Origin of the sequence: Glutamicibacter sp. MNS18, from assembly GCF_026107515.2 — a bacterium.
Taxonomy (GTDB): domain Bacteria; phylum Actinomycetota; class Actinomycetes; order Actinomycetales; family Micrococcaceae; genus Glutamicibacter.
Window position 1 is genome coordinate 132,839 of the sequence record NZ_JAPCHW010000004.1, and the last position, 17,983, is coordinate 150,821.

16 protein-coding genes and 1 tRNA gene are annotated in these 17,983 nt (G+C 61.1%); 12 read left to right on the forward strand and 5 right to left on the reverse strand.

The annotated features are described in order from the left end of the window. The first annotated feature begins 203 nt into the window (after positions 1-203). From OK351_RS06305 to OK351_RS06325, 5 genes are all read left to right on the forward strand, one after another. A complete protein-coding gene (locus OK351_RS06305; protein ID WP_306349471.1) occupies positions 204-1,400 on the forward strand; it encodes a resuscitation-promoting factor in 1,197 nt (398 codons plus the stop codon). 98 nt (positions 1,401-1,498) lie between these two features. Continuing rightward, positions 1,499-2,386, forward strand: a complete 888-nt coding sequence (gene rsmA, locus OK351_RS06310; RefSeq protein ID WP_265157538.1) for a 16S rRNA (adenine(1518)-N(6)/adenine(1519)-N(6))-dimethyltransferase RsmA — start codon at positions 1,499-1,501, stop codon at positions 2,384-2,386. Beyond that, on the forward strand, positions 2,383-3,315 hold the full coding sequence (locus OK351_RS06315; protein ID WP_265156964.1) for a 4-(cytidine 5'-diphospho)-2-C-methyl-D-erythritol kinase: 933 nt from the start codon (positions 2,383-2,385) through the stop codon (positions 3,313-3,315). Before rsmA ends, OK351_RS06315 begins: the two co-directional genes overlap by 4 nt. A gap of 471 nt (positions 3,316-3,786) precedes the next feature. Continuing rightward, the gene (locus OK351_RS06320; RefSeq protein WP_265156967.1) at positions 3,787-5,157 is read left to right on the forward strand and encodes an NAD(P)/FAD-dependent oxidoreductase; all 1,371 of its coding nucleotides are present in this window, start codon (positions 3,787-3,789) and stop codon (positions 5,155-5,157) included. A 185-nt stretch (positions 5,158-5,342) separates the two neighbouring features. Further along, complete coding sequence (locus OK351_RS06325; protein WP_265156969.1) at positions 5,343-5,621, forward strand: hypothetical protein; 279 nt, start codon at positions 5,343-5,345, stop codon at positions 5,619-5,621. On the opposite strand, the gene OK351_RS06330 is transcribed toward OK351_RS06325, so the two are convergent. The 4 genes from OK351_RS06330 to OK351_RS06345 form a co-directional block, all read right to left on the reverse strand. Then, positions 5,608-6,792, reverse strand: coding sequence for a MalY/PatB family protein (locus OK351_RS06330; protein ID WP_265156971.1), 1,185 nt, complete (start codon positions 6,790-6,792; stop codon positions 5,608-5,610). The genes OK351_RS06325 and OK351_RS06330 overlap by 14 nt on opposite strands. A gap of 13 nt (positions 6,793-6,805) precedes the next feature. Next, on the reverse strand, positions 6,806-7,516 hold the full coding sequence (locus tag OK351_RS06335; RefSeq protein WP_265156973.1) for a PIG-L deacetylase family protein: 711 nt from the start codon (positions 7,514-7,516) through the stop codon (positions 6,806-6,808). 229 nt (positions 7,517-7,745) lie between these two features. Beyond that, entirely contained in the window at positions 7,746-8,006 is a 261-nt protein-coding gene (locus OK351_RS06340) for a hypothetical protein (RefSeq protein ID WP_265156975.1), read from the reverse strand. A 165-nt stretch (positions 8,007-8,171) separates the two neighbouring features. After that, on the reverse strand, positions 8,172-9,959 hold the full coding sequence (locus OK351_RS06345; protein ID WP_265156977.1) for an ABC-F family ATP-binding cassette domain-containing protein: 1,788 nt from the start codon (positions 9,957-9,959) through the stop codon (positions 8,172-8,174). Between the two features lie 294 nt (positions 9,960-10,253). Here OK351_RS06345 and OK351_RS06350 point away from each other — a divergent pair. The 7 genes from OK351_RS06350 to sufU all read left to right on the forward strand — a co-directional run bounded on the left by OK351_RS06350 (position 10,254) and on the right by sufU (position 16,203). Continuing rightward, positions 10,254-10,325, forward strand: a tRNA-Gln gene (locus OK351_RS06350). A gap of 124 nt (positions 10,326-10,449) precedes the next feature. Next, positions 10,450-11,901, forward strand: coding sequence for a bifunctional UDP-N-acetylglucosamine diphosphorylase/glucosamine-1-phosphate N-acetyltransferase GlmU (glmU, locus tag OK351_RS06355; protein WP_265156979.1), 1,452 nt, complete (start codon positions 10,450-10,452; stop codon positions 11,899-11,901). A 72-nt stretch (positions 11,902-11,973) separates the two neighbouring features. Beyond that, positions 11,974-12,954 (forward strand): ribose-phosphate diphosphokinase, encoded by a 981-nt coding sequence (locus tag OK351_RS06360; RefSeq protein ID WP_265156981.1) that lies wholly within the window; start codon positions 11,974-11,976, stop codon positions 12,952-12,954. 268 nt (positions 12,955-13,222) lie between these two features. Then, a complete protein-coding gene (locus OK351_RS06365; RefSeq protein ID WP_265156983.1) occupies positions 13,223-13,507 on the forward strand; it encodes a 50S ribosomal protein L25 in 285 nt (94 codons plus the stop codon). 29 nt (positions 13,508-13,536) lie between these two features. After that, positions 13,537-14,121: an aminoacyl-tRNA hydrolase gene (gene pth, locus OK351_RS06370; RefSeq protein WP_265156985.1), complete on the forward strand. Its 585-nt coding sequence runs from the start codon at positions 13,537-13,539 to the stop codon at positions 14,119-14,121. Between the two features lie 333 nt (positions 14,122-14,454). Next, on the forward strand, positions 14,455-15,753 hold the full coding sequence (locus tag OK351_RS06375; RefSeq protein ID WP_265157540.1) for an aminotransferase class V-fold PLP-dependent enzyme: 1,299 nt from the start codon (positions 14,455-14,457) through the stop codon (positions 15,751-15,753). Continuing rightward, positions 15,754-16,203 (forward strand): Fe-S cluster assembly sulfur transfer protein SufU, encoded by a 450-nt coding sequence (gene sufU, locus OK351_RS06380; protein ID WP_265156987.1) that lies wholly within the window; start codon positions 15,754-15,756, stop codon positions 16,201-16,203. A 336-nt stretch (positions 16,204-16,539) separates the two neighbouring features. Here sufU and nhaA read toward each other — a convergent pair whose 3' ends face one another. Further along, positions 16,540-17,871: a Na+/H+ antiporter NhaA gene (gene nhaA, locus OK351_RS06385; protein ID WP_265156989.1), complete on the reverse strand. Its 1,332-nt coding sequence runs from the start codon at positions 17,869-17,871 to the stop codon at positions 16,540-16,542. Positions 17,872-17,983: the final 112 nt, after the last annotated feature.

Here is a 17,983-nt window from a genome sequence, read left to right on the forward strand (position 1 = left end):
CTAAAGGTGTCTAGCGCTGGACGCGGGTTTCTCCCCGCGTCCGGGGTGATGTCCAAATCGAGCTGCCTCGGGTAAAATCCGAAGATGGCAGATCGATTGCAAACCGTTAGTACTAATTGGTGGTCAGGGGCCGCCAGATCGGATCCCGCCACCAGGCGGGCAGGCACCACCGGTCACCAATCGATGGGGAACCACACACTGTGATGCATTTGCTCAAGAAACGCTCGGTCAAGTTTTTGGCCCAGGCCGTCGCGGTCGCCGTAATTATCGCCGGCGCCGTGTTCTACATTGCCGGTCAAAAATCTGTCACGATCGCGGTTGACGGCAATGGTGAAGTGGTGACCACCCGGGCAGCCACCGTTGGGGACTTGTTGGCCCAGCAGGAGATCACGCTGGATGAACGCGATGAGATTTCCCTGGCCCTGGATGTCGAGCTGAGCGACGATCAGGTCATCGACATCAAGCGCAACAAGTCCATCGAGGTTTCGGTGGATGGCACCGACCGTGTGGTGCATACCACCGGGATGACGGTGGCCGACGTGGTCCAGCAACTGGACCTGGAGAACGGCGCCGAGATCTCGGTCGCAGATGACATCGAGCTGGCCGCGCTGAGCGAGAGCATCGAAATCGTCACCCCGAAGACCGTGAACCTGAAGGTCGGCACCGAGGACAAGAAGCAGGTCAAGACGACTGCGCTGACCGTGGCCGATGTCCTGGCCGCCGAAGACATCACCCTGGGTAGCGATGACGAGCTCAACGTCAAGGTCGATGGAGAACTGACCAAAGACGTCAAGGACAACTTCGAGGTCTCGAACAAGATGAACCTCGACGTGATCCGCGTGGAAATCAAGACCTGGGACGAAAACCGCGCCATTTCCTTCGAAACGAAGGAAGTCAAGGACGCCAAGCTCGACAAGGGCAAGACCAAGGTTGAAACCAAGGGCAAGAAAGGCGAACGCGAGTTGACCTTGCGTCAGGAAACCCGCAATGGTGAAAAGGGCGAGGAAGAGGTCCTGAAATCCAAGGTCACCACTGAGCCGGTGGCCCAGGTCGTCAAGGTCGGAACCAAGAAGGTGGAATCCACCACCACCAACAACAACAGCGGCAATAACAACAGCAATAAGACCAAGTCGACGTCCACCCCGAAGAACATCTCCTCGACCTGGGCCGCGCTGGCCAAGTGCGAGTCCGGTGGAAACTGGTCGATCAACACCGGTAACGGGTACTATGGTGGCCTGCAGTTCTCGGCCTCGTCCTGGCGGGCCGTTGGGGGAACCCAGTATGCTCCACTGCCACACCAGGCCACCCCGCAGCAGCAGATCGCCGCGGCCGAGAAGCTGCGTGCCAACGGTGGCTGGGGACACTGGCCCTCCTGCTCCCGGAAGCTGGGCCTGCGCTAAACCCAAGACTCAATGACAGCGACGCGATCACCAATTCCTGGTGGTCGCGTCGCTGCGTCATACCGGTGGGCGGGCACTGAACTAGAATTGGAATCGTGATGTCACAGGAACCCTTGCCGCTGCTCGGAGCCACCGAGATCCGACGCCTTGCCGCGGAACTTTCCATCCGTCCCACCAAGACCCTGGGACAGAACTTCGTGATCGACGGAAACACCATCCGCCGGATCGTGGCCGCGGCCAACGTGGACCCGGGCGAAACCGTGCTGGAAGTCGGTCCGGGCCTGGGATCCCTGACCCTGGGCATCATGGATGCAGCAGCCAAGGTGGTGGCGGTGGAAATCGATCCTCCGTTGGCCGATCGGCTGCCGCAGACCATGTCCGAATTCCGGCCTGGGCGGGAACAGGACCTGACCGTCATCCTCAACGACGCCATGAAGGTGAGCGAGCTGCCGGGCAACCCGACCGCACTGGTGGCCAACCTGCCCTACAACGTGGCCGTACCCGTGGTCCTTCATCTGCTGGAGCACTTTCCCTCGATCCGCCACGGCCTGGTGATGGTCCAGGACGAGGTAGCCGACAGGATGAGCGCCCGGCCCGGAAGCAAGATCTACGGCGTTCCCTCGGTGAAGGGGGCCTGGTACGGCACCATGCGCAAGGCCGGGGTCATTGGCATGAACGTCTTCTGGCCTGCCCCCAAGATCCAATCCGGGCTGGTCTCCTTCACTCGCGACGCGGACCGCACCGATGCGCCGGATCGCAAACTGGTTTTCCAGATCATCGACGCGGCCTTCGCCCAACGCCGCAAGACCCTACGGGCAGCCTTGTCCGGTTGGGCTGGATCAGGGGCACGTGCCGAGCAGATCCTTGTTGCCGCCGGAATCGACCCCAAGGAACGTGGGGAGAAGCTGGATATCGACGGGTTCATCGCCATTGCCCGGGCAGCGGAGCAGATCCCGGCCGACGCGCCGGAAGGGGCGCCGGCGTGACCAGGCAGCACGTCACCGCCCAGGCGCCGGGCAAAATCAACTGCTACTTCCGGGTCGGCCCACCACGCGCGGACGGCTACCACGATGTGGCCAGCCTCTACGTAGCCGTCTCGCTCTTCGAAGAGGTGGAAGCGACCTTGCGTGGCGACGGGGAACTGCAGTTGCGCCTGGACGAGTCATCCACTGTCGTGGGCGAGCCCGAGACCTTTCCCCTGGGACCGAGCAACCTCGTCTACCAGGCCGCCGATCTGCTGCGTGAACACACCGGAACCACCCTAGGTGCCGATCTGAACATCATCAAACGGGTGCCGATTGCCGGGGGCATGGGCGGGGGGTCCGCCGATGCGGCCGCCACGCTCGTGGCCTGCAATGAACTGTGGCAAACGGGACTGGACCGTGAGGAACTAGGACGGCTGGGCTCCAGATTGGGTGCCGATGTCCCGTTCGCCTTGATGGGCGGGGCAGCCATTGGTCTGGGGGTGGGGGACAAGTTGGCCCCGTTGCTGACCCGCGCCCAAACCGACTGGGTGCTGATCCCTGCCAGCTACGGCTTGTCCACCCCACGGGTCTACGCCATGCTTGACCGGCTGCGTGCCGGACAGCCGGTCGATGTGCCGCAGGAAGTGGACCCGCAGGTCATCAAGGCGCTGATGTCCTCGGATGCGGAGATGTTGGCCAGTGTGCTGGTCAATGACCTGACCCAGGCTTCATTGGCGCTGGCCCCGGAGCTGGGGACCGTGCGCGACTTGGCCGAGGGCGCCGGTGCATTGCGTGCCATGGTTTCGGGTTCGGGCCCGACCCTGGCCCTGCTTGTTCGCGATGCCGATCACGGAACCGAGGTTATGGCGCAACTGGGTGACGAAGTGGGGGTCGCCACCCTCGCTGTCACCGCTCCGGCGCCCGGCGCGCGGGTGGTGCACAGCGAATAGGGTTTATCCCTACCCTGATCCCCGTCTCGCACCATCCTCAGCGCGCTGCATTTCCCCTGTGGAGGCGAAACGGCTCACGATGGCCCAACCCTTGCCATCGAGGAATTCATCGATAGACTGAATGAAATCCGATTGCTTCAGGGAACGTTCAGTTCGTTAAGGGGGAGCGCGACATGAGAAATTGGCCACGGATAACCGCCCTGGCGATGTTGCTCCTTGCCATGGCACTTCTGATCTTTTTCCAGTGGTTACCGGCCCTATGGTTGCTTCCTGGCACCGGTGCCTTGCTGATCTGGAACCAAACGGCGCACAAGCCTACGTACCAGGCCGATGCCCGCCCACCGCGGCACCATTAGAGTTCGCGGAGGTATCGGCCGTAGCCATTGCCAGAACACCATCCTGACCCTACAGTTATCTGCACATCGGCGGTGCCTGCCGTCGTGGAGGGCAGAGGAATGGACGGGTCAGCGGATGCGCAACGGACGGATCTCCCATTGGTTTGAAGATCTCGGAGTTCCCGAACCGCGGCCCGTTGTGCCCGGTTACCTCTCCAGCGATGTGGCTATTGTCGGCGCGGGGTATACGGGATTATGGACGGCCTACTATCTGAAAAAACAACGACCTCGGCTTCGGGTGGTTCTTGTTGAGCAACGCCATGCCGGCTACGGCGCTTCGGGACGCAATGGCGGGTGGCTGACCAATTCCATCACCGGAGGGCGGGACCGGTACGTGGCCAGCCACGGACGGTTACCGGCCGAAAATTTCCAACGCCTGATGAACCAGAGTGTTGATGAAGTGATTTCGGTGTGCCGTACAGAGGGGATCGACGCCGATATCCAGCGTGGCGGCGAATTCGAGGTGGCCTATACCGAGGCCCAGGAAAGCCGGCTTCGAGCCCAATATGAATCCGAGAGCCGTTGGCCATATACCGACATCCAGTTGCTGCAAGCACCTGAAGCCACAGCGCGAATCAACGTGGCGGGAACCCGGGCGGCATTGTGGCATCCCCACGCGGCACGTATCCACCCGGCCAAGCTGGTTACCGGGCTAGCGGAAGCCGCGGAGCGTCTTGGCGTGGAGATCTATGAGAACACCCGAGTCACGGAAATCCGACCCCACATCATGGAAACGACACACGGGACCATCGCCGCCGAGCACATCATCCGGGCTACCGAAGGTTTCACCGCTTCACTGTCCGGTTCGAGGCGATTATGGCTCCCGATGAACTCCTCGATGATCGTCACCGAACCGTTGGGCGGGGAGGTTTGGGAGGAATTGAACTGGGCCCAGGGCGAAGTCCTGGGCGATTATGCCCACGTGTACATGTACGCCCAGCGCACCGCCGATGACCGCATCGCCCTAGGAGGGCGTGGCGTTCCGTACAAGTTCGGCTCGCGTACCGATCATGACGGCCAGACACCCCTGAAAACCGTCCGCGAACTGACCGCTGTGTTGCATAGGCTCTTCCCCGTCACAACCGGGGCATCGATCGAACACACCTGGTCCGGAGTGCTTGGAGTACCGCGCGATTGGGCCGCGACGGTCGGCTACGAGAGGAACACGGGAATCGGGTGGGCCGGCGGATATGTGGGCACAGGGGTCACCGCCACAAATCTGGCCGGACGCACGCTGGCGGATTTGGTCCTTGGCCAGGATAGCGAAATAGTGGGGTTACCGTGGGTTAATCGTCGGGCCCGACGGTGGGAACCTGAACCCCTGCGCTGGATCGCCACGACCGGATTGTATGCGGCCTACCGCGCAGCCGATCGTGCCGAGTCTTCCGGGCGCTCGACCACCTCCCCATTGGCCCGGGTAGCGGATCTGCTTACCGGAAAATCCTAGGTGGGAAACCCCGGAAATCCGACCTCATCCAAAAGGACTATGGAATTCTCGCTAATTCACCGGTAACGTGACCACAGGAAATTTATTGAACTGAAATATAGAAACCATCAGGGCCGTGGAGGTACCCCGAGCGTCGTCGCAGCATTCACAGAACGCCCATTGGCCAGAGATCCCCAGGAGCAAATATGGAACCCCGCGTTGAGCAACGCCAGCGACTGTATCCCATCCCGACAACCGTCATGATGGGACTGGCTCTGGTATTCGCTTTGGGTTTGGTGGATTGGACCGGCAACGGTGTTGCCAAGCCGATCTGGATGTTCGCCGTGCCTATTCTTTGCGGGGCGGCCGGTTCCCTGCTCGCGCTGGCCAAGGGAGCCTATGGGTGGGCGACGGCTTCCGCCGTCCTGGGTCTGAGTCTCTTGCCGGTCCTGATTATCCTGACCACGCTCATCAGCGGTCCCTGAGTGAATTCGTGGCCACAGCGCGGGCGATCCGTTCGATCATCTGCACCAATACTGGTTGGGGAACCGCGAAATTCAGCCGCAGAAAATTCTCGAATCCCGCGCCGCACTGCGCGCCGTCGACCAATGCCACACCGGCGTTCTCCAACATGAACTTCTGCGGATTCCGCCCCAAGTCCAGGGCTGAGACATCCAGCCACGCCAGGTAACTTCCATCGGGGCGATTCCAGGAAACGGCGGGCACACGGTCAGCCAAGAGCTCTCCGAGCAGCTGGCGGCTCTGCTCGAGGTAGGAGACCACCTGGTCACACCATTGCTGTCCCCGATCGTAGGCGGCGATGGTGGCTATCCGTCCGGGATTCGACGCTCCGTGGGAAATATGGAATCCACGCTCCCGCCAGATCTGCCGGTGTTGCGGGTTGGAGAAGAGCAGCTGGGCACATTTGAGACCCGGGATGTTAAAGGTCTTGGACGCTGAGGTCGCCGTGACGGTGTGGGCCGCGGCCACGGGACCGATTGATGCATAGGGAATGTGTTTCCGGCCGGCAAGAGTGATCGACGCATGGATTTCGTCGGCAAAAACCGTGGCCTGCTTCCGAGCAACGATGCCCTCCAGGGCCCGCAACTCGCTGCGGGTATACATCTTGCCAACCGGGTTGTGCGGATTGCACAGGATCACCAACCCGCCGTTGTCGGCCAACGCGCAGGCTATTGCGGCAAGGTCCATATGCCAGCCGTCGGCGTCCTGGATCATTGGCACCTCGATGACTTCACGACCTTTGGTGCGGGGAAAATCGCGGAACGGCATGTACGCCGGTGTCGGCAGCACGACCGGTGAACCCGAAGGTGTGTAGAAATCGATCACCGCCCCAAGGCCGGAGAGGACATCCCCGGTGGGCACGACATTGTCCTGTCCAGGGGACCATCCGAAATTCCGGGAATAGTATTGGTCCGTCGCTCGACACAGTTCCAGCTCCAGCGCGTACGGAGCGTAGCCGAAGAGTTCGGAATCGGTGTACTCGTGCAGAGCCTCACGGATGGGCTCAGCCACTCCGAAGTCCATCTCCGCAACCCATGCTCCCAGGGCGTCCCGGTAACCGGTCCATTTGAGTGATCCGGCGGCCTTGAGCTCCGGGATGGTTCTCCGGTTGATACGCTCCGTAAAGTCCTCCATCACCGGACCCGTTCTACCGGTATACCCGGAATGCCACTCGCGGGCCGGTGGATTGGTCATCGTGGTTGATGACGGATTCGACCTGGTTGCGTGCTTGTTCCGCAATGGGAACCGGGCTGAGTCGGGTCAGGTATTCGCGGTGCTCGCTGAGTGCGGAGGTGGCTGCGGCAATATCATCGGTATCCACCGGCACATAATGCGTGGGATTTTCGTCGGCAAAGACGGCGATCAGCTCCACCCCGGACCACACCGATTCGCTCAAGTCGTCGAAGATCCATGAATTCGCGGCATCCGAGACGGCATCGAGTACTGCTCGCCCCACCGCCTGGTGGTCGGCGGAATTACGGTAGACACCGCCGAACGCCCGATCGAAATTCAGGGTGATGACCACTTGTGGACGGTACGTGCGGATCACGCGGGCGAATTCGCGACGCAACGGCAGCCCGTACTCGATGCGGCCATCGGGCAGCCCCAGGAATTCCAGGTTCTTCACGCCCACATGCCCCACGGCCCGCTGTTGCTCGACTTCGCGCAATGGACCGGATTCATCCGGTGCCAACCCCTCGATGCCGGCTTCCCCGGAGGTCGCCAGGACATAACTGACTTCCTTGCCCTGGGATGTCCAGCGGTTGACCGCCAGGGCGGTACCGTATTCGGGGTCATCGGGATGAGCCATCAGTACAAGTGCTCGATCCCAGTCTTCATCCAAGAGTTCAAGGCCCATGCAGAGAGTCTGCCCGATTTGCCATCACTTTCCAAGAGGTGCTGGGCCATATGCGTGCGCCGGCGGAACATGATCGTCCGCTTCACCGAGTCGGGGTGGGGCGTTCCAGCACATACCGGATCCCTGCCCGGGCGAGCATCAGCGTGACGATCAGTCCTGTTACGGGAAAGAACCCGCCAAGTTGCACGGCGTCTCCAAAGACGAAAGCGGTCAGCTCAAGAACCAGGAACTAGCTGCCGGCCCTCACGACCATCAGACAGAGTGAAGCGATGATCCGTCCGGCGGGGCTACGTGCCACCTTGAGCCGTGCAAGCACCGGTTTCTTCACCAGCATCACCAATTCGAGGACAACCTTGAGCAGGAGCGCAGTCAAGAAGGACAGCAGAAACGATTCGGAGATCACCCCGGGCAAGAGTTGGACAAAGGCGCCGAGCACCACCAGGAAAGCGAAGATATCGACCAGATCGATTGCTCGAACCCGTATCTGCATACACCGATTCTATAGTTCGCAGTCCAAGCCGTCACCTCTGGGAATTGCACAATGCCTCGGGAACGGGACTGCGACCTCCAGCCCGTCTCCTGTGACGACACGTCAGGGCAAACGGAGCCCGGTCTTGGGAGCGGGACCCGCCCGGGCCGGGTACCACCGGCTGGTTCAGCCGGTGATCTCGCTGAGTTCCAGCCACCGCTCCTCAAGTTCGCCGACCTGGCTCTCGAGATCCTGTAGTTGCGCGGTGAACTTTCCCAGCCCCTCGTAGTCGGACTGGTCGTGATCGGCCATCTTCTTGTGCAGTTGATCGATTTGCTTGGTCAGCGCCTGCACCTTGCGCTCATTGGTGTTCATTTTCTTTTGAGCCGCACGGATTTCGGCGCCCGAGGGGCCATCGGCCTTGGTATCCGAGCCGGTCGACGCGTTCGGCTTGGTCAGCGGTGCCGATTCCTGGGCCGCTCGCAGCTTCAGATAATCGTCCACTCCACCGGGCACATGGCGGAAGTGGCCGTCCAGGATGGCGTACTGCTGGTCGGTGACACGCTCAAGAAGATAACGGTCGTGGGATACGACGATGAGGGTTCCCGGCCAGGAATCAAGCAGGTCCTCCAACGCTGCCAACATGTCGGTGTCCACGTCATTGGTCGGCTCGTCCAGGATCATCACGTTCGGTTCGTTCATGAGGATCATCAGCAGCTGCAGGCGGCGGCGCTGTCCACCGGACAGCTCGATCACCTTGGTGGACAGGTGTGCCCGCGAAAAGCCCAGACGCTCAAGCAACTGGGACGGAGTCAGATCCTTGCCATCCACATTAAAGGTGGTGCTGAAGCGTGCGAGTACCTCGCGCACCCGGTCCTGGCCGATTTTCTCCAGCTCACGGAACTGCTGGTCGAGTACGGCGAGTTTCACCGTCTGGCCCCGCTTGATCTTCCCTCCGGTCGGTTCGACGGTTCCTGCCACCAAACCCAGCAACGTGGATTTGCCCGCGCCGTTGGCACCGAGGATGCCGGTGCGCTCGCCGGGCCCGATCCGCCAGGTGAACGGCTTGAGGATGCGCTTGTCTCCGAAGCTCACCTCGGTGTCAAGCAGGTCCACCACATCCTTACCCAGCCGGGCCGTGGCCATTTTCTTCAGTTCGATCGGGTTACGTACCTCGGGTACGTCCGCAATCAGCTGGTTCGCCGCCTCGATGCGGAATTTCGGCTTGGCGGTTCGGGCCGGGGCACCGCGGCGCAGCCAGGCCAGCTCCTTTTTCATCATGTTCTGCCGTTTGTTTTCGGTGACCGCCGCGATCCGGTCACGTTCCACCCGTTGCAGCACGTAGGCGGCATAGCCTCCCTCGAAGGGTTCAACGATCCGGTCGTGCACTTCCCAGGTGTTGGTGCAGACCGCATCCAGGAACCAACGATCGTGGGTTACGACCATTAACCCGCCGGTATTTCTCGCCCAACGGTTGTTGATGTGGTCGGCCAGCCATGAGATCCCCTCCACATCGAGGTGGTTGGTTGGCTCATCAAGGATGATTACGTCCCAGTCGCCGACCAGCAAGGCCGCCAGCGCGACGCGGCGGCGCTGCCCACCGGAGAGCGTGGAGATCGTTGCGTCCCAATCCAAGTCGGTGACCAGCCCGGAAATGATGTCACGGACCTTGGGATCGGAGGCCCATTCGTGATCGGCCATGTCTCCCACTACGGCTTGGCGCACAGTCATGCGATCCTCCAAGGTGTCGGCCTGGTCGAGTACACCGACGCGCAGGCCATTGCGTTGCGTGACGCGCCCGGAGTTCGGCTCAAGCTTTCCGCTGAGCAAGCCCAGCAGCGAGGACTTGCCATCGCCATTGCGTCCGACCACCCCTATGCGGTCCCCGTCGGAGATCCCAAGGGTGACCGAGTCGAAAACGGTGTGAGTCGGATATTCCAGATGCAGGGCTTCGCCCCCGAGTAGATGTGCCACGCCTACCAGTTTACGGCCCCACCCGAATCCGGCGGCCAAGGACGAAACCACCGGGTGATTCGTGTGGATCTACTCACAACCCCACAGGGTTCAGTGACCCAAGGATTCAAGGCACGGGTTAGCGGCGTGGGTACGGGATCCCGGCCTACGTACAGTGCCCCGAGCTTGGCCACTTCGGGGGTGAAGATCTTCGGGAAACCGTGGCTGTCCCGGCGATTTGCGATTTCGCACAACGCGCTAATCGTGGCAGAATAATGTACTGTGCTTGGCGGCAATCCTGTCCAGCCAGCACGATCCGCCCTGGTGTAATGGCAACACGCCAGCCTTTGGAGCTGTGCATTCTAGGTTCGAATCCTAGGGGCGGAACTCTTTGCCTTTCCCGGCCTGCCCCACTTCGTTCATGCCATGTTCATTTCGCGCGCTAGACTATCCCAAGGGTTTCTCAAAACAGTCACGAGATCCTTGAATCGACATCGCAGGAGAACACAACTTGAGCGATCAGGTCAACGCACCAGTAGCTGTCATCGTCCTTGCCGCAGGCGCCGGTACCCGGATGAAATCCGCCAAACCGAAGATCTTGCACGAAATCGCTGGGCGTTCCATGGTGGTTCACGCGTTGCATGCCGTTGCCGCACTGGAACCCAGGAATCTGGTGGCCGTAGTACGTCACCAGCGTGATCTGGTGGCTGCGCACATCCTGGACCATTTCCCGGGTCTCACGATCGCCGACCAGGACGAAATTCCCGGTACCGGCCGCGCCGTGCAGCAAGGTTTGCAGGCGCTGCCCAGTGGTCTGGAAGGCACCATCGTGGTGACCTACGGTGACGTGCCGCTGTTGACCAGCGTGGTCCTCAGCGATTTGGTCGCCACCCATGAAACCAACGGCAATGCGGTGACCGTGTTGACCACCGAACTCGAGGATCCGACCGGATACGGGCGGATCCTGCGGGACGCGAACGGTGATGTGACCGCGATCCGCGAGCAGAAGGATGCTTCGGCCGAGGAACTGGCCGTCAAGGAGATCAACTCGGGCATCTACGCATTTGATGCGGAAATGCTCAGCAGTGCGCTGGACGAAGTCACCACCGACAACGCCCAGGGCGAAATGTACCTGACCGACGTGCTGGCCATCGCCCGCCAACGCGGTGGACGCGTGGCCACCTCGCAGATCTCGGATCGCTGGCAGATCGAAGGCGCGAATGACCGGGTTCAGGTGCAGCGACTGGCCCAGGTCCTCAACGGACGGCTGTGCGAACACTGGATGCGACAGGGTGTGACCATCATCGACCCGGCCAGCACCTGGATCGATGTGACGGCGATCCTCAGCCAGGACGTCACCATTAAGCCGGGGACCCAGCTGCATGGCGACACCATGATCGGCACCGGCGCGGTGATCGGCCCCGATACCACGTTGACCAACGTGGTGGTAGGGCAGAACGCCACCGTCAAGCGCAGTGACGCCACCGATTCCCGGATAGCCGAAGGTGCCACCGTCGGACCGTTCTCATACTTGCGCCCGGGCACCGACCTGGGGGCCGATGGCAAGATCGGCGCCTTCTACGAAACCAAGAATGTCACGATTGGCCGTGGCTCGAAGCTCTCGCATCTCGGCTACGCCGGGGACGCTGAAATCGGTGATTTCACCAATATTGGGTGTGGCAATATCACCGCCAACTACGACGGCGAAAAGAAGCACAGGACCAAGATCGGGTCCCATGTGCGCACCAGTTCGAATACCGTTTTCGTGGCCCCGGTGGAAATCGGGGATGGCGCCTACACCGGCGCCGGTGCCGTCGTACGCAAAAATGTTCCGGCCGGTGCCTTGGCACTGTCCGTGGCTCCGCAGCGGAACTCCGAGGGATGGACCCTGGCCAAGCGCCCGGGAAGCCCTTCGGCCGACGCTGCTTTCAAGGCGGCACTGGACCACTCGGACGCCGAGTAGCCGGATACCACCACAAGTTTCCTCGGAACCCACCTCTTTACGTGATAGCGAAGCGAGCGAGAAAGCAAACCCATGAGTGAAATTAGCCATAACGTCGACAAGAAACTGGTGTTGGCGACCGGTCGTGCACACCCTGAACTGGCCAAGGAAGTGGCGAAGGCGCTGGACACCGAGCTGCTGCCGATCAACACCTATGACTTCGCCAATGGCGAGATCTACGTTCGCTCGGACGAGTCGGTGCGTGGCAAGGACGTCTTCCTGATCCAGTCCTACCCGGCACCACTGAACAATTGGCTGATGGAACAGCTGATCATGATCGATTCGATGAAGCGCGCCAGCGCCCAGCGCATCACCGTCGTGGCACCGTTCTACCCGTACGCCCGCCAAGACAAGAAGGGCCGCGGCCGCGAGCCGATCTCGGCCCGTCTGGTGGCGGACCTGTTCAAGGCCGCCGGTGCCGACCGCGTGATCTCCTGCGACCTGCACACCGCCCAGATCCAGGGCTTCTTCGATGGCCCGGTGGATCACCTCTTCGCTTTCCCGCTGCTGGCTGACTACATCCGCGACAAGGTCGGCGCCGATGAGATTACCGTGGTGTCCCCGGATACCGGACGCGTACGTGTCGCCGAACAGTGGGCCGAACGCCTCGGTGGTGCCCCGTTGGCCTTCGTGCACAAGTCCCGGGATCTGACCGTGCCGAACCAGGCCGAGTCCAAGACCGTGGTGGGTCAGGTTGCTGGACGTACCGCGATCCTGATCGATGACATGATCGATACCGGAGGAACCATCGCCGGTGCGGTGCGCGTATTGAAGGAGGCCGGCGCCAAGGACGTGATTATTGCCGCGACCCACGCCGTGTTCTCGGATCCTGCTGCGCAACGCCTGGCCGAGTGCGGCGCCCGCGAGGTTGTCGTGACCAACACCCTGCCGATCCCTGCCGAGAAGCATTTCGAGAACCTGACCGTTCTGTCCATCGCCCCGCTACTGGCCCGCGCCATCAGCGAGGTGTTCACCGACGGTTCGGTGACCAATCTGTTCGACGGACGAGCCTAGAAGTACCCGCCACAGCGCAGGTGCAACCCGCAGGACCGCGGGGTGCACCTGCGGTGTGCTTTAACACGTGCCCCGGGTTCGGTGCAGCGCGTCGTGGCTGGTAGGATATATGACTGTGCCCAGGCGAGGGAAAAGGCTCTTCGGAGCCTGGACCGTTATCGACAAGGCCGGAAACGCTCGGTGGTTCCTCTTCTTTCGGACTCCGCCAGGTGCTTCCTTGGTCCACGCGAGGGCGACAAAGAAGCAACCTGAATCTAAGGAGAACACAATGAGCTCGATCAATCTTGATGCAGTAGTCCGCAGCGATTTCGGCAAGGGCGCTTCCCGCCAGGCCCGTCGCAACGCCCAGATCCCTGCCGTTGTCTACGGCGCGGGCTCCGAGCCACTGCATGTGCTGCTGCCATTCCACGAGACCACTCTGGCCGCACGTGACCGCTCGGTCGTGCTGGTGCTGAACGTCGACGGCAAGGAAATCAAGACCACCATCAAGGAACTGCAGGTCAACGCCTTGAGCCGCAACATCGACCACATCGACCTGATGGTTGCCGCCTAAGTATCATCCAGGCAAAATAGCTGGTCGTCATGAGCGATGAAACCTGGCTGGTAGCCGGGCTCGGGAATCCCGGGCCCGGCTACGCCGGTAATAGGCATAATGTTGGGCAGATGGTGCTTGATGAGTTGGCCGCCAGGGTGGGTGGAAAATACAAGTCCCACCCCTCACGTGCCCAGGTCATCCAGGGGCGCATGGGAATCGGCGGACCACGGTTGGTTTTGGCCAAGCCTGGGACCTACATGAACCTATCGGGGGGACCGGTAGGGAAGCTGGCCAAGTTCTTCGGTATCGAGCCGTCCCACGTGATCGTTGTGCACGACGAGGTTGACATTCCCTTCGACCAGATCAAGCTCAAGCTTGGCGGGGGAGAGGGGGGCCATAACGGGTTACGCGATATTTCCAAGGCGCTGGGCACCAAGGACTACCTGCGCGTGCGTGTTGGTGTCGGGCGGCCACCAGGACGTATGGAGACCGCTGATTGGGTTCTGCGTGATTTCTCCAAGGCCGAACGGGCCACCTTGCCGTTGCATATCGACCGTGCAGCGGATGCGGTGGAGCTGCTGATCAGCCATGGGTTGGAGCAGGGGCAGATGAAATTCCATACCGCTCCGTAACCTCAGAATCGATACTGACTAGGTTTTACATCAAATATTTACTGAACGGTAAATGTCCAGTTGTGCGCCTAAATAACGGCCTATAGGGTGGCTGGGTGGCGACGCTCGCGAAGCCTCATGAACGCCGGGAACAGACAGGCCATCCCCCAAATTTGGCCAACCCCCAAGTAGTCTGTTGCCGGCGTTCCACCTTTAAGGCTGGGAGTCCTAACTAAGGTGTCACTTAGATGTCAGTTCGCGTCCGTGATGGAATAATTAGAATACTTGGGCATCTCCTATTCACTTCTTTTTGGGACGTGCCATCATCCTCGATCTACCGGAGGGCCCGTGCAATTGGCAAGCATCACCGATCCAACCCTGCAGAAGCCGTTGACCAGCGTGGAAGTCGCACGAATCAAGGCGGACTTCGAAATCCTGGAACATCCGGTCGCCGGCAACGAGTTGGTGTACCTGGATTCGGGTGCCACCAGCCAGAAGCCACGCTGCGTGTATGAGGCGGAGCAACACTACTATGAGACCGCCAATGCCGCGGTCCACCGTGGTGCACACACCTTGGCGGTGGAAGCCACGGATATCTTCGAAAATGCCCGTGCCACTGTTTCCGCATTCATCGGCGCCGCACCCAATGAACTGGTGTGGACCTCTAATGCCACTGAGGCCCTGAACCTGCTGACCTATTCCTTCTCCAATGCGAGCATGGGTCGTGGGGGCGAAGCGGCCCAGCGGTTCGCTTTCGGTCCGGGGGATGAAATCCTGGTGACCGAATTGGAGCACCACGCCAACTTGATCCCATGGCAGGAACTGGCATTTAGAACCGGCGCCACGTTGCGTTATGTTCCGGTGGACCAGGATGGCGCGCTTCGTTATGAGTTGCTTGACGACCTGGTGAACGAGCGCACCAAGCTCGTCGCCTTCACGCACGTCTCCAACGTCCTGGGGACGATCACCGAGGTCCAGCGATTCGTGCAGGCCGCCCGCCGCGTGGGCGCATTGACCGTTTTGGACGGTTGCCAGTCGGTGCCGCACCTTCCCGTGGATGTGAAGCAACTGGACGTGGACTTCATGGCCTTTTCCGGGCACAAGATGCTCGGTCCAACCGGTATCGGTGGTTTGTATGGCAAGGCCGAATTGCTTGACGCCATGCCTCCCTTCTTGACCGGAGGGTCCATGATTACCCATGTGGATATGGAACGAGCCGAATACCTGCCGGCCCCGCAGCGTTTTGAAGCCGGGACCCAGCGCATCGCGCAGGTCCATGGCCTGGCCACCGCTGCGAGTTATCTGGAGGAAACCGGGATGCAGCGTATTGCCCAGTGGGAAGAGCACCTGGGCCACCTGCTGTACCAGGGCCTGTCGACCTTGGAAGGGGTACGGGTCTTCGGGCCGAAGGACGCTACGCGAATCGGCACGGTCCCCTTCGAAGTCATCGGTGTCCACCCGCATGATGTGGGCCAATACCTGGACTCCAGGGGAATTGCCGTGCGAGTGGGCCATCACTGCGCCCAGCCACTGCACCGGGCCCTGGGAGTCACCGCCACCACACGCGCGAGCACCTACTTGTACAACACCGAGGAGGACATCTCGCGGCTGCTTGAAGCCGTCGGGTCTGTCCGCGAGTATTTTGGAGTCTAAGTGAACGATCTCGACCAGCTGTACCAGCAGGTGATCCTGGACCATGCCAAGGCACGGAACGGAAGCCCGCTGCAGGAAGCCGCACCCGGACACCGCCATGGTGAATCCCACCAGCACAATCCGATCTGCGGGGACCAGATCAAAGTCCGTGTTGAATTGGGCGAGAACGGCAACCTGGATACGATCAGTTGGGAAGGTGAAGGCTGCTCGATCTCCATGGCTTCTGCCTCGGTACTCGCCGATCTGGCCACCGGGCTCAGCCGTGAGGACTTTCTGGACAAGCTCAACGTCTTCCGCGAAATGATGCGTTCACGGGGGACAATGGTCCCGGATGAGGACATCCTGGAGGATGCAGCGGCCTTTGTTGGCGTCTCAAAGTTCCCGGCACGCGTCAAATGCGCCATGTTGTCCTGGGTTGCCGCCGAAGCCGCCCTGCTGGCGGCACAGTAGGAACAGTATCTGGTCTACCGAGCGAGTGGTATGTTGCACAGGAACGGGCCCGAATCCCGGCAAGCGGCAATGATGGGTTTCTACACGATCAGCACATGAACATTCTGATGCCCCGCCCACATGGGCGGGGCATCGTTGTTCCCGCGGATAGCAGTCCAGTGACCGTTGACCCGGCTACCGGTGTGCGGGTCGCCAGGTCCATCCGTAGTGGACACCAGCCCTGAACCAGGGCCGCGGTGGCCCCCACCCACGCCAGGGCAAACCACCCGGGATATGGCTGTGCTCCGGCGAATCCGGGGATTCACCGGAGCACAGTCGGCTCAGTAGGGGAGGGGATCAGTCATCCTGCTGGTAGACGTCCGGGATGCCGTCCTTGTTCGCGTCCACGCGCTCACGTTCAGCGATCTCGCGGTACCGGCGATTGCGCGGTACCAGCCACAAGGCACCGAGAATCGCGGCCACCAGCGAACCGGCAAGGATCGCCACCTTGGCGTGTTCGTAGTGCTCGGACTGCAGCCCGAAGGACAATTCGGAGACCAACAGCGAAACGGTGAATCCGATAGCGGCCAGCAGCGTCACGCCCAGCAGGTCGCCCCACTTGGTGTCCTTGTCCAAGGAAGCTTTGGTGAATTTGGTGACGATCCACGTTGCGCCCATGATTCCGATCGGTTTGCCTAGAATCAGGCCCAAGACGATGCCCCAGAAGACCGGGTCGGTAAACAGTTCCGCGGCCGAATCCATGGAGATCACGGAGACGCCGGCGGCGAAGAAAGCGAACAATGGGATAGCGAAACCCGAGGACAGCGGCCGGAACCGGTGTTCGAACTCCTCGGCCAAACCGCGCCCACGGCCCGGGTGCCGGCGTTTGACCGGAACACAGAAGCCGAGCACCACACCGGCAATAGTGGCGTGGATCCCGGACCCGAAAATGAAGATCCAGGTGATCATTCCCAGGGGCAGCAGTAGCAACCAGGCCGCCCAGGCATGGTTGGCGAACAGCTTGCCGAAGGAATAAGCCAGGATTGTGAAGACGGCGATCGGGACCAAAGCCAGACCCAGGTAGTTAATTTGCAGGTCGTCGGTGAAGACGAAGGCGATGATCACGATGGCAATCAGATCGTCTACGACGGCCAGGGTCAACAGGAAGATCCGCAGGGGTGTGGGCAGCGAGGAGCCGATCACGGCCAGCACCGCCACCGCAAAGGCGATATCGGTAGCCGTGGGAATGGCCCAACCGCGTAGGGTTTCCTCCCCGGCGCTGAAGTTGATCGCGACGTAGATTAGCGCTGGTACCAGCACGCCACCGAAGGCGGCGGCGACGGGTACCACGGCCGTTTTGAAGTTCTTCAGATCGCCAATGGCGAACTCCTTCTTCAGCTCCAGCCCAACCAGGAAGAAGAAGATCGCCAGCAAGGCGTCGGCAGCCCAGTGCCCGATGGACAATTCAAGGTTCACCCCGAACAGTTCGGGCCCGAACTTGAAGTCACGCAAGGCAAAGTAGGATTCGTGCCAGGGTGAGTTCGCCCACAGCAGGGCGAGGATCGCTCCGGCGATGAGCAGCATACCGCCCACGGTTTCCTTGCGCAGGATTTTGCCGATGCGGATGAACTCGGAGTAACTCGGCCGGGAAAACAGGGGCTGTTGCCCCGGTGTCTGTGGTTTTGCCATTAAAGGGTCTCACTTACTACGTTAAATGAACTATTGCCGCCGACCAGACTTCCCGGCACACCAAGGTCTACAGTAGCGACATGCGGCGCAGGCCACAAGAAAGAGTCCGGAG